9 protein-coding genes are annotated in these 12,892 nt (G+C 58.2%); all 9 read left to right on the top strand.

Going from position 1 to position 12,892, the window contains the following annotated elements:
- The first annotated feature begins 192 nt into the window (after positions 1-192).
- The 9 genes from J4862_RS04775 to J4862_RS04735 all read left to right on the top strand — a co-directional run bounded on the left by J4862_RS04775 (position 193) and on the right by J4862_RS04735 (position 12,834).
- The gene (locus tag J4862_RS04775) at positions 193-2,370 is read left to right on the top strand and encodes a S9 family peptidase (RefSeq protein WP_211787995.1); all 2,178 of its coding nucleotides are present in this window, start codon (positions 193-195) and stop codon (positions 2,368-2,370) included.
- 58 nt (positions 2,371-2,428) lie between these two features.
- Positions 2,429-3,316 (top strand): lipoyl synthase, encoded by an 888-nt coding sequence (gene lipA / locus J4862_RS04770; protein ID WP_211787994.1) that lies wholly within the window; start codon positions 2,429-2,431, stop codon positions 3,314-3,316.
- 575 nt (positions 3,317-3,891) lie between these two features.
- Entirely contained in the window at positions 3,892-4,746 is an 855-nt protein-coding gene (locus J4862_RS04765) for a tetratricopeptide repeat protein (RefSeq protein ID WP_211787993.1), read from the top strand.
- Positions 4,747-4,923: 177 nt separating this feature from the next.
- Positions 4,924-5,886: an NAD(P)-dependent oxidoreductase gene (locus J4862_RS04760; protein WP_211787992.1), complete on the top strand. Its 963-nt coding sequence runs from the start codon at positions 4,924-4,926 to the stop codon at positions 5,884-5,886.
- 114 nt (positions 5,887-6,000) lie between these two features.
- Entirely contained in the window at positions 6,001-7,794 is a 1,794-nt protein-coding gene (locus tag J4862_RS04755) for a GH32 C-terminal domain-containing protein (RefSeq protein ID WP_249107392.1), read from the top strand.
- A gap of 40 nt (positions 7,795-7,834) precedes the next feature.
- Complete coding sequence (locus J4862_RS04750; RefSeq protein WP_211787990.1) at positions 7,835-8,983, top strand: Gfo/Idh/MocA family protein; 1,149 nt, start codon at positions 7,835-7,837, stop codon at positions 8,981-8,983.
- 558 nt (positions 8,984-9,541) lie between these two features.
- Positions 9,542-10,678, top strand: coding sequence for an OmpA family protein (locus J4862_RS04745; RefSeq protein ID WP_211787989.1), 1,137 nt, complete (start codon positions 9,542-9,544; stop codon positions 10,676-10,678).
- 29 nt (positions 10,679-10,707) lie between these two features.
- Positions 10,708-11,877 carry an OmpA family protein gene (locus J4862_RS04740; protein ID WP_211787988.1) on the top strand — a complete coding sequence of 390 codons (1,170 nt, stop codon included), beginning with the start codon at positions 10,708-10,710 and terminating at the stop codon, positions 11,875-11,877.
- 516 nt (positions 11,878-12,393) lie between these two features.
- A complete protein-coding gene (locus tag J4862_RS04735; RefSeq protein WP_211787987.1) occupies positions 12,394-12,834 on the top strand; it encodes a 6-carboxytetrahydropterin synthase in 441 nt (146 codons plus the stop codon).
- The last annotated feature ends 58 nt before the right edge of the window (positions 12,835-12,892 follow it).

Genomic DNA, 12,892 nt, shown 5'->3' with positions numbered 1-12,892 from the left:
GCCGCTCTGACCATCCCTTGCGAGGAGGCTGACTATGGCACTGAGCCCAAGCATTCCTACTATATATAGGTAGACCTTAGGCCGCTCGTCAGCGCCATCGCCTATAGCCTAGGGGCGTTCCTTCGCTGAGTCGCTCCTAGGCTTTTTCGTATCTTTGCCTTAGAGACAATACTTACTAATGCAGCTAGCCTAATGAAGAAAGGAACACTACTTGCCCTGGGGCTATTCGGCCTATCGCTGACGACAGCGCTGGCCGCACAGCAGGGGGGGCGTACGATGACCATTGAGGAGATCAATTCGGGAGCCTTCGCCTCGCGCTCCGCAGGCCGAGGTATGCGCTCCATGAGCGACGGCCTCCACTACACGATGATGGATAAGGCGCACAAGGCTATCCTGCGCTACAGCTTCGCTACGGGGCAGCTGGTGGATACGCTCTTCAGTGTAGATAAGGCTAGGGAGTGTGAGTTCAAGACCTTCGATGACTATATCCTCGAGCCCCAGGGGCATCACATCCTCCTGCTGCGTGACAAGAAGGCCGTCTATCGTCGCTCCTGGACGGCAGAGGCCTACCACTATGATGTGCGCCGCAATAGGGTAGAGCCGCTGAGTGAGCACCGAGGCAAGGTGATGATCCCGACCTTTAGCCCCGACGGGCGTATGGTCGCCTTCGTACGCGAGGGGAATATCTTCATCAAGAAGTTCGAGTACGACACCGAGGTCGCCGTCACCAGTGACGCCGCGCGCAACAAGGTGATGAACGGCACGACGGACTGGGTCTATGAGGAGGAATTCGAGGTAACGAAGCTCCTCACCTGGAGCGAGGACAATAACTACCTAGCCTACGTGCGTACCGACGAGAGCAAGGTCGAGGAGTACAGCATGCCCATGTACGGGGCACGTCAGTACCCGAGCTTATATACCTACAAGTATCCCAAGGCAGGGACGCCCAACTCGGAGGTCTCGGTACATATATATAATGTAGGGGACCGCTCCAAGAAGCAGCTGAACTTCGGCGACAGCAAGCCCTACTACATCCCCCGCATCGAGTTCGTAGGGCGAGATGGCAACCTCGCAGTCTTTAGCCTCAACCGTCAGCAGAACCACTTCCGCCTCTACTACGTCAATGACAAGACGCTCCTGCCGAAGCTCATCCTGGAGGAGCGCAACAAGGCCTACGTGGATAGCCGCTTCCTCCAGCACTGCCACTTCGTCCCAGGAGGCTTCGTCTACATCAGCGAGCGCGACGGCTACCGCCACCTCTATAGCTATAGCGACAAGGGCGTACTGCAGCGCCAGATCACCTCGGGTAAGTACGACGTGATGGACTTCTATGGCGCCGACGCCGCGGGCAATATGTACTACCAGGCAGCCGACGCCTCGCCCATGCGCCGCTCGGTCTATCGTATCGATCCCAAGGGGGTCAAGACGCGCCTCGATGGGGGTGAGGGGACGAATAACGCCATCTTCAGTCAGAACTTCGCCTACTACATCAGCACCTTCCACAACGCGCATACCCCGACCGTGACAGCCGTCTACGCTACGGGTAAGCCTAAGCCTCTGCGCATGCTCGAGGATAATGCCGCCCTGCGCTCCAAGCTCGCTGGCTACCGCATCTCCCCTAAGGAGTTTATCACCGTCCGCAATGCCGAGGGGCAGTCACTCAATGCCTGGATCGTCAAGCCCCTAGGCTTCGACGCCAGCAAGAAGTACCCCGTGCTGATGGTGCAGTATAGCGGGCCCGACTCGCAGCAGGTACTCGACAGCTATGGCTACGGCTGGGAGCAGGTGCTCGCTGCCGAGGGCTTCATCGTGGCCTGCGTCGATGGGCGCGGCACCGGGGCTCGTGGGGAGGAGTGGCGCAAGTGCACCTACCTGCGCCTCGGAGTGAAGGAGAGCGCCGACCAGATCGCTGCTGCCAAGAGCCTCAGCCAGCTGCCCTACGTCGACGGTAGCCGCATAGCGCTATGGGGCTGGAGCTTCGGCGGGTACAACACGCTCATGAGCCTCTGCCACGGCGGTACGACCTTCAAGCTCGGGATCGCCGTCGCCCCCGTCACGGACTGGAGCTACTACGACACCATCTATACGGAGCGCTACATGCGTACGCCCCGTGAGAACCCCGAGGGCTACAAGGCCTCGTCCGTCCTCGAGGTCGCAGCGAACCTTCGCAGCCGTCTGCTGCTTATACATGGGAGTGCCGACGACAACGTGCATGTCCAGAATGCCATGGACGTCGCCGAGCGCTTCGTCCAGGCGGACCTGCCCTTCGACATGGCGATCTACACGGACAAGAATCACAGCATCTACGGGGGCAAGACGCGCGACCATCTTTATAAGAAGATGATCTCCTACCTCAAGGCTCACCTGTAGTACGCACCTAGACTCCCAGCGGGGCGGCACGCTCCGTCCCCTGGCCTTTACTTAGACGATGCAACAAGAGACCGCAGCACCCAAGGCACGCAATGTAGTGCGTGTACGCAAGCCCGAGTGGCTCAAGATACGCCTCGGCGACAACGCTACCTTCACCGACACCAAGCAGACCATCGAGGGGCATGGGCTGAACACCATCTGCCACAGCGGACGCTGCCCCAACCAAGGCGAATGCTGGAGCGCCGGTACCGCTACCTTCATGATCGGAGGCGCGGTCTGTACGCGTGCCTGCCGCTTCTGCAACACGCTCTCGGGCAAGAACCCCGCAGCGCTTGACCCCCTCGAGCCGCTTAAGGTTGCCCAGAGCATCAAGAAGATGGAGCTGCGCCACGCCGTCATCACCAGCGTAGACCGCGACGACCTGCCTGACTACGGAGCGCAGCACTGGGTGGAGACCATCGAGGCGATCAAGCGCACGACGCCCGAGGTCACCATCGAGGTGCTGATCCCTGACTTCAATGGTCACCTGGACCTCGTGGACAAGATCATCGCCTGCCAGCCCAAGATCATATCTCATAACCTCGAGACCATCCGCCGCCTCACGCCCGAGGTGCGCCATGTCGCGACCTACGAGACCTCGCTGAGCGTGCTCGAGCGCATCGCCGCCAGTGGCATCCCTGCCAAGACGGGCATCATGCTTGGCCTCGGGGAGACGGAGGATGAGGTGCTGGAGCTGATGGACGATGCGCGTGCCCGCGGTGTCTCCATCATGACGATAGGACAGTACCTACAGCCCACGCGCCGCCATCTGCCCGTCGTGGAGTACATCCACCCGAAGCAGTTCGCCCGTCTGCGTACGCTTGGGCTGGAGAAGGGCCTAAGGCATATCGAGAGTGGCCCGCTGGTGCGCTCCTCCTATCATGCCGAGCGTCACGTCCTCGACTAGCGCCCCCGCACCAGTCCTCATACAATACGGCCTCGCCCCTGAGCTGTACGGCTCAGGGGCGAGGCCTTTCTTATGTATCTAGCTTCTGGCAGTGCCGCATAATGTAGGCCGGGCGGAAAGGGGCTAACCCTTTGCGAGAGCTTAGCCTATAATAGCGCAGGGTGCCCTTGCTTTGCGCTGCGCCTGTCCTTGCTCGGATGGGTTGCCCAAGCATAGACGGCTGCAAGGCTTGTCCGAAGTCCTCCGAGCGGAATGCGCGAGGAAGTTAGCACGAGGCGATAGCTTCCTTCCAGCTTCGCGCGGGGATATCCCTCAGCTAGCTGACTGCTATCCCTCGCGCTCCTGACTGACGTCCCTTGGCGAGCTGACTGATACCCCTTAGCTCCCTTTACCCCATGATCGTGTCCTGTGCTGATAGGCCTTGTTCTCTTGGCTTGGCCTATCGGTTGGCTCGGGAGTGCGGGGTGGGAAGCTACTTGTCCTAGATGTATGCTCTCACTCCTCATTAGGGGGAAGATATTACCTTTGAGGTATCGAACCCTTGTAATTAGTATATAATGGCTCCCTTTAGAACAATGGTAGAAGATAAGGATACTGAACCCTCCTACAGCGATATTTATAGGCTAGATGAGGTATTCCACGGCTGGATGGATCGGAAGGAAAGCCTCAAGATGACTTCGCAGGACATCCAAGCACTCCTCAAGGAGCTTTCCTTCGACGAAGGGCAAGAGTCTACGGAGGCAGCCCTCGAGGAGCTGCTACGTAAGGGACGCATCCCCTCGGAGGAAGCCAAGAGCCTGATCCAAGATATTGTGCGGCTCCGCTTTGAGTTCGCCGACGCTCTAGGCCAAGAAGCTGAGATGTGGAGAGGGGATGGATTTAGCTATATCGCACAGCCTATTGAGGCTGCTAAGGATGTGCTCGTCGAGGATAGCTGGCTAAGCCTGACAGCCTTCTACGAAATGTACCAAGAGGAAGTGCAGGAACGAGAGAAGTTGCTCCTCTGGTCACTGATCAGGGCGGCTCAACTCCAGTTCTCCTTAGAGGAGGTCGGTGGATTCTACGAGCGTCTGATGGCCTTGAACCCAGATCGGCAGGAGCACCTCGATTATGCTGCTTTCCTTAGGCGTACAAAGAACTACGATAAGGCCCAAATCCACTACGAAAAGGCGATAGAGGAACTCCGAGCCTTGATCGGTAAGGGTAAGGACTGGTTTCGAGAAGACTTGGCCTTCACCTTATATGATTTAGGAACTCTGCTTGTCGAGTGCAATGAAGGCCAGCAAGCTCGAGCTTGCTGCGAAGAGGCGCTACAGATCTACCGAGAGCTGGCAGAGCATAAACCTGAAATACACAAGTCAAATGTAGCTGTAATCCTCAATTACATGGCGCTCTTACCCAAGGAGGACAGCGAGTGCAAGCAAGTCTAGGCTCGCTGCAAGGAGGCCCTGTAGATATCTATGCTCTGAGGGGAAGAGAAGTCAGGGGAAGGATAGGGCATACGGGCAAGCTGAATCTCCCGCTTTCTAAGGAGTGCTATAGCTCGGCCGATTGGCGGATTATCCTTACCTTTATCCGCAAAATAATATCAGTCACACCAGTGTGCTATGGCGACCATACTTTACTGCTTCGACCTGCCGCTAGATAGCCTAGACGGGCTCGAGGAGACCCATCGGGTGATACGCCCCCCAGGAGGCCGCGACTTCAGCGACGAGGAGCTTCGTCAGCTCCTGCCTGAGGCCGAGGTCGTCTGTACGGTCTTTGGGCGTCCCTTCGGGGGCGAACTGATGGCCCTGGCACCACGGCTTCGCCTCATCGCCAACTATGGGGTCGGCTACGATAATATAGACCTCGACGCAGCCCGAGCCCGCGGCATCGTGGTGACGAATACGCCACGGGCGGTGATCGCAGCTACAGCCGAGCTCACCTTCGCACTGCTACTGGCTTGCTCCCGCCGTGTCGTCGAGCTTGACGGCCTCATACGCCGCACGCCTGGGGTCAAGCCCCGAATAGGCCGCATGGATTATCTGGGCTTTGACCTCGAAGGGGAGACGCTCGGCATCCTAGGCTATGGCAATATCGGGGCAGCTGTCGCGCGCCGAGCCCGAGCCTTTGGGATGAAGGTCTACTACTACAAGCGTCATCGCCTGAGCGTAGCGGAGGAAGAGGCCGAAGGGATCAGCTACCTACCGATGGACGAGCTCCTCGCTCGCTGCCGTGTCCTCAGTGTGCATACCCCCTACAGTGCGGAGACGCATCACCTCATAGATGCTCGGGCGCTGGCGAAGATGCGTCCCGATGCCGTCCTCATCAATACCTCACGCGGCGCGGTTGTCGATGAGGCTGCGCTCGTCGAGGCGCTCACCGTGGGGTGTATCGCTGGGGCTGGGCTGGACGTCTTCGAGCAGCAGGACTGTGCCTCCGCAGGGCTCTCCGTGCTCCCGCAGGTCGCCATGACGCCCCACACGGGGACGGCGACGACGAGTACCCGCCGGGAGATGGCTCTGGAGCAGCTCGCGGCGGTGCGTGCCTTCCTCTTGGGGAGCTCCGATCTCCCGCGTGTCCTTTAGCCCTAGCCGCATCTTGACTTCTAGCCCCCTTAGATCGTGAAGCTGCTCCTTTCCCTCCTCTCGCTCCTCTGCCTATTCCTTATGAGCGCTTGCTCCCAGTCTAGCTCGGGCTTTATGCTGAGCCATCCCGACGACAGCACCACGCTGATCCATATCCCCCAGCCCAAGCGCTACCTCTTGCTCCCCATCGAGGAGGAGCAGCCCGAGGTGCTGCTGCGCCTGCGGGACGATAGCCTCAAGATGCCCTATATGGATGTACGCCTAGCGGTGACGCGGGTCGACTACTACGTGCCCCTAGAGCTCCCAGCGGGGCGTGCTGCCGAGGTCGAGGTCGTCGGCCTAAGCAAGGAGGCGCTCTGCTGGCAAAGGCTAAGCCTCAGCGATAGCCTACCCGAGCAGCCTGCCGACAGCTACCGCGCCCCCGACCACTTCGCTCCGTGCTACGGCTGGATGAATGACCCCAACGGCCTCATCTACCATGAGGGCAAGTACCACCTCTACTATCAGTACAACCCCTACGGGGCTAAGTGGGGCAACATGCACTGGGGGCACGCCACGACCACGGACTTCCTTCACTGGCAGGAGCATCAGCCCGCACTCAGGCGTGACACGCTGGGGCATATCTTCTCAGGCAGTGCTATCTGCGATACGCTTGGGGTGGCGGGCTTCGGTAAGGGAGCACTCCTTGCCTTCTATACGGCGCATCAGTTCGTCGGGGAGAAGCAGTGGCAGGCGCAGTGCCTTGCCTACAGCACCGATGGAGGGCAGAGCTACACGAAGTATCAGGGTAATCCCATCCTCACGGCTGCTGACGGGGTGCAGGACTTTCGTGATCCTAAGGTCTTCTGGTACACGCCGCGTCGCAGCTGGTATATGATCGTCTCGGCGGACAAGGAGATGCGCTTCTACCGCTCGGCCGACCTCAAGCACTGGGACTATGTCAGTGCCTTCGGGGAGGGCTATGGGGCGCGTCCCAATCAGTTCGAGTGCCCGGACTTCTTCGAGCTACGCGACCCGCACACGGGGCGCAGTCGCTGGGTGATGATCGTCAACATCAATCCTGGGGGAGCCTTCGGTGGTAGTGCTACGGAGTACTTCGTGGGTGACTTCGACGGCGAGCGCTTTGTCCCCGATAGCACGCCCGAGGTCACGCGCTGGCTGGACTTCGGTAAGGACCATTACGCCTTCGTTACCTTCTCGGGGCTGCGCGATCGGGTGCTCGGCTTACCCTGGGTGAGCAACTGGCAGTACGCCGATGTGACGCCCTTCCGCACGACCCGTGGGGCTATGGGCTTCCCTCGAGAGCTCTTCCTCTTCACCTCGGGAGGTCGTAGCTACGTCGGAGCTCGGCCTGCTCGTGAGCTGCTCGAGCGTCGCGGCCAAGCTCAGGACCTCAAGCGGGCGGATGCGACGCGCGACAGCCTTCTCCTCTCTGACCAGCTCGCCCCGCTCGGTGATCGCTACGAGCTCGTCCTCCGCCTGGCACCTCAGCCGGGTGTGCAGCGCTGTGGCCTCATGCTGAGTAATGCCAAGGGAGATCGCCTCCCCGTCTACCTAGACCTAGAGCGGGGCCGCGTCGTCATGGATCGTACGCAGAGCGGACTGGTGGACTTCGGACTGAAGGCTAAGTCCCACGAGCGGGAGAGCGGCGACTGGCGCAAGGACGAGGCGCTGAACTACCATAATGACTTTGCCCTCGCGACTTGGGCGCCGCTTAGCCTCGTCTCGGGGCCGAACTACGAGCTGCGCCTCTTCCTCGATCGCAGTATTGCGGAGCTCTTCGTCGCCGATGGGCGCATCGCTATGACCAATCTTGTCTTCCCGCGCGCGCCCTACAGCACGCTCCAGCTCTTCAGTGAGGGAGGGGAGACGAAGATCCTTGAGGCGACGCTTTATCCTCGTAAGTAGCAGCTAAGTCTGTATAGACCCCTCACACGATCCGTCCGCTATGTCGCAGTCTGTCCTCCATCTCCGTGCTCCAGCCCTAGAGTGCGTGCGTATCGCCCTCATCGGCCTCGGTAGTCGCGGGCAGAAGACCCTAGAGCGCTACCGCTATGTAGATGGCGTCCGCTTTACAGCTCTGGTGGATCATAGCCTGGAGCATCTAGAGGAGGCACAGCTCATCCTCGAGCGAAGCGGTCGGGAGCGGGTAGCCCTCGCTACTCAGGATAGTCAGCTGGCGCTCGCCTCGGATGAGGTCGACCTGGTGCTGATCTGCACGGACTGGTATTCGCATGCCACGCTCGCCTGTGCTGCCATGGAGCAGGGGCGGCATGTTGCCCTAGAGGTGCCCGCAGCCCTCACGCTGGAGGACTGCTGGCGGCTGGTCCATACGGCGGAGCGCACGCAGCGTCATTGCTTCCTCCTGGAGAACTGCTGCTACGACCCCTTCCATCTGGAGATGCTCGCCCGAGTTGAGGCGGGCGACTTTGGTGAACTGAAGCATGCTGAGGGCGCCTATATCCACAACCTACAGGGGCAAGACCCTACCGAGCTACCCCGAGATCATCAGCTTTACCACTGGATGGGGGAGCGCTATCCCTTTGCAGGGGGCAACGCCTATCCTACCCATGGCCTCGGGCCTATGGCGCAGCTGCTCGGCATCTATAGAGGGGATCGCTTCACGAGCCTCTACGCTTGTGCCTCGACTCCAGGGCTCCCCTTGACGCAACGCCACAGCACCGTACTCTTGCAGACGGAGCGAGGCCGTACGGCGCTCTTACAGCTAGACCTGCACAGCCCGCGCCCCTATTCGCGCCTGCAGTCCCTTGTCGGTACGGAGGGCTATATGTCCAAGTATCCCCTGCCTATCCTGCAGCAGCGAGCCTGGGCGCAGGCCTTGATGGGGGAGGCGCTCCTTGAGGAGCTGCACGCTCGGCCGCGCTCGCCCTTGGCTTCGTTTGTGGCCGAAGGGGATGCTAAGGGCGTACCCAACGTGATGAACTATGCGATGGATGCTCGGCTCATTCATTGCCTGCGCGAGGGGCTTCCCCTAGATATCAGTGTCTACGATGCTGCGCTTTGGAGTGCGGTGATCGAGCTTAGCGCCCGCTCCGAGCAGGAGCAGCGCCCGCTTTCTCTGCCCTCTTTTCTTTAGCTCTCCTCCCTGCGCCGTCTTTGCTCTAGCAGAGAAGAGCTGCGCTGTGATATGCCTTGTCGCTTCGTACCTTGTAAAGGGGGCGAAGCGCTTTATTATGCCCTTATGCTATTTATGGATATCTTTGCTCTGCCTTATCCTTATCAGTCGGCGGACTGAGGGATATCGGTCACGGCGCTGAGAGCCGTCAGTCAGCGAGCTCATGGGTATCAGTCAGCGTGGCCTCGCTTTGCTCGTGCTATTTGGCGGGCTTAGGATGCCGCTGTTTATTGCCTCTAGGGCTTGGCTTTTGCCTAATCCTAGTTTGCGTCGACTCAAGGATGTCGGATGTGTCACAATTGAGTCGTGTTCCTGCGTGCTCCTTGGTGGTCTAGTGTAAATGCTTAGCATTTGATTACTTGTGCTTAACTTTGGAGCGAGGCTAGAGGATATGAGTGAACGCTGGGATGAGCAAAGTGTCAACGGATTTGCTCGCAGGATATGGCCGAATGTAAAGAAAAATGCTATCTTTGCCGAAAATAAAGAGTCAAGATAATCAGCTTATAAGAATACAGTATTATGAATCTCAAGTCTTCGCTGCTTGTATTAGCGGGTCTCGTAGGCCTCTCTGCTAATGCTCAGACGCAGCACACGTCGACGGATGCACCTGCACACACGGTAGCATTCACTCACAAGCCTGGGACTAACTACTTCGTCTCTCTCGCAGGGGGCGCAGCAGCTATGTTCAGGGGGGAGAACCGCTCTACTCCTTACAAGGATCGTCTTTCCTTCGCAGCGGCTCTTTCACTAGGTAAGTGGCACACGCCTTATTATGCCAACCGTCTTAAGCTCGTTGGCGGTGAGACCTACACCTTCCATCCTGCTCCAGGTAGCTATCGCAACGATAACTACTATGTAGGTGGTCACTACGACTTCATGTTCGATGTCGTTAACTACTTCTCCAGCTACCGTGAGGATCGTCTCTTCCACCTGATCCCTTACGTTGGTCTTGGGTATGAGTACAAGTTCCACAACAGCGTCAAGGGTATGCCTAACGTACATGCGCTGACTGGGAACGCTGGTATCCAGCTCGCTTTCCATGTGGCTAAGCGTGTAGACATCTTCCTCGAAGGTGAAGCTACCTACAACAACCTCGCGCTTCGCTCCAACTATCCCGCTGATCAGCTCTACAACTCCCGTCGTCTGACGGCTCTGGCTGGTCTTACCTTCCACGTCGGTCGTCAGGGCTTCACCCCTGTTGAGCCTCTGGATCAGAACTACATCGACGGTCTCCAGGGTCAGATCTCCAAGCTCCGTGCTGAGAATGCAGAGCTGGCTAAGCGCCCCGAAAGCTGCCCCGACCTCGAGCTCGCTCAGCCCGCAGCTCCCGCAGCTGACCGCTTCGTTACGGATAAGTCCATCCTCTTCGAGCAGGGTAAGGCTGTTGTCTCCAAGGATCAGCTGATCACGGTCTTCGATGCCTCTGAGTTCGCTAAGAACGAAGGTGAGATCGTCGTGACGGGCTATGTAGCTAAGAACGAAAGCCGCTTCAAGGGCCTCGCTGAAAAGCGTGCTCGTGCCGTCGCTCAGCTGCTGACCGACAAGTACGGTGTATCCTCTGATAAGATCACGGTTGAGTGGAAGGAAGCTGGTGAAGCACCTTACAGCGCAGCAGAGCTCGGCTGGAATCGTGTCGTCGTCATCCGCTCTAAGTAACTCACAGTAACACGACACAAAGAATAGCAATGAATACGAAAGTTATTACGCTTGCACTAGCAAGCCTCGTGGCTGCTGGTAGCCTTCAGGCTCAGGAAGTACAGAGCCGTAGCTCGCGCACGGTTTTCGCTAAGGATAAGGCCACGGCTCACTGGTTCATCGAAGTAGGGGATGCTGCTGTCATCAACCTCGCAGGTGAGAACAAGCACGCTTCCTTCTCTGATCGCATCAGCCTCGTCAACCCCAATATCGCAGTAGGTCGCTGGATGACGCCTTCCTTCGGGATGCGTGTGCAGCTCCAGGGTGGTCAGCTCTATGACTTCTCCAAGCCTTACGGTCCTTTTGGTCGCGTAGCTGCAACGCATAACGGCTACCTCCGTCACAAGGCTACCTACGGCTGGGCTCATGCAGACTTCATGCTGGATGTGGTTAACTACTTCACGCCCTATCGTGAGAACCGTGTCTTCCACCTGATCCCCTTCGTAGGGATTGGTTTCGGCTACAACACGACGATCACGGCTGGTGGTGTAGAGTATAAGAACAATGCCTTCCGTCCTGTCCTCCTCGGGGGTGCTCAGCTGAAGTTCCGTCTCAGCCGCGTCGTAGACTTCAACATCGAAGGTCAGGTCTCGGGTGCTAACTTCCGTCTCCCAGGGGCTCAGGCAGTGGCTAACAACCACTCGGACTACTACGCTCAGGCTGGTGCTTCGCTCACCTTCCACCTGGGTAAGAAGGAGTTCGATCCTATTACGCCTAATGACCCTGCTCTGATCAGCGACCTCAATGGTCAGATCAACAAGCTGCGTGCTGAGAATGCCGAGCTGGCTAAGCGTCCTGAAAGCTGCCCAGACATCGTGCCTGCACCTGCTGCAGCTGCTAAGGTCGTCGGTAACGTGATCTACTTCCGCCTCAACAGCGCAGTGGTAGACCGCAACCAGATGGTCAACGTCTACAACATCGCTGAGTACGCTAAGAACAACACGGAGACCATCACGCTCGTAGGCTTCGCTGACCGCAAGACGGGTACGCCTGACTACAACTACAAGCTCTCCAAGCGTCGTGCTGAAGCTGTCGCTGATATCCTCGTCAAGAAGTATGGCATCTCTCGCGATCGCCTGAAGATTGACTGGAAGGGTGACACGGTACAGCCTTACGCTGAGAACGTATGGAACCGCGTCGTGCTGATGAGCGCTGAATAAGTAGCATCGCACCGAAAGGTCAAGAATAAGATCGGGGACATCCAGTTATCTGGATGTCCCCGATCTGCGTTTAGAGACTAGGCTTAGAGTGGAGGTATGAGGCTATCCTTGATCCCTCCGTTCCCTTGTGGTATGCGAAGGCTGGATTATGCTTGGGCGAGCTTAGGGGTAGGGGAGAGCTTCCCTGAGGGATATCAGTCGGCGCTCTGAGGGGCGTCGGTCGCGGGTGTGAGGCTTATCAGTCAGCTGGCTGAGGGATATCCCTCTCAAGTCTAGCCAAAGGCAGTCGCCTTGCTTCGGCCATTAATTTCTCGCGCTGGAAAGGAAGGGCTGAGGTACGCCGCTTTTCTCCCTGGCATGCTTATTCTAGGGAAGGGCTAACAGATCCTATCGCTATGCTCGATCTAGTGGATAGGGTAGCGCTAAGGGCAAGGTCTTGTGGCGCTGTGTCTTTATGGGAATTCGCCGTATCTTTGTGTAGTACGCTAGTAAGAAGAACGAAAAGAGCTATTAGGAATGATCACAGCCGAGCGCTATCATGACATCTGTATGGGGCATCGTGTCGTAGGGCATGAGTCCAAGTGTAAGCACCTGCATGGGCATAACTATCGCATACACTTTGTCTGCGCATCCTCCGAGCTGGACAGTCTAGGGCGTGTCATCGACTTCTCCGAGATCAATAGCCGCCTCTGTCAGTGGCTAGAGCTGCACTGGGATCATCGTACGCTCCTCTGGTCTGAGGATCCCCTTCTGCCCGAGCTGCAGCGCCTTGTCCCCGAGGATATACGCGTCGTCCCCTTCAATCCCACTGCCGAGCAGATCGCCGAGTACCTTGTGCGTGTCGTCGGCCCGCAGCAACTCGCGGGGACGGGGATTGAGCTCGTGAGCTGTCGTGTCGATGAGACGCGCAAGTGCTCTGCGACCTATGTGCAGCCCCCTTCCGCCCCCACACGCTAGCCTAGTTTCTCCACCCTTTGACCTAGATCAAACTACATACACACCACACTAGAGCTAT

The organism is Porphyromonas sp. oral taxon 275, from assembly GCF_018127745.1.
GTDB lineage: Bacteria > Bacteroidota > Bacteroidia > Bacteroidales > Porphyromonadaceae > Porphyromonas.
This window is presented reverse-complemented; position numbering and strand designations above follow the sequence as displayed.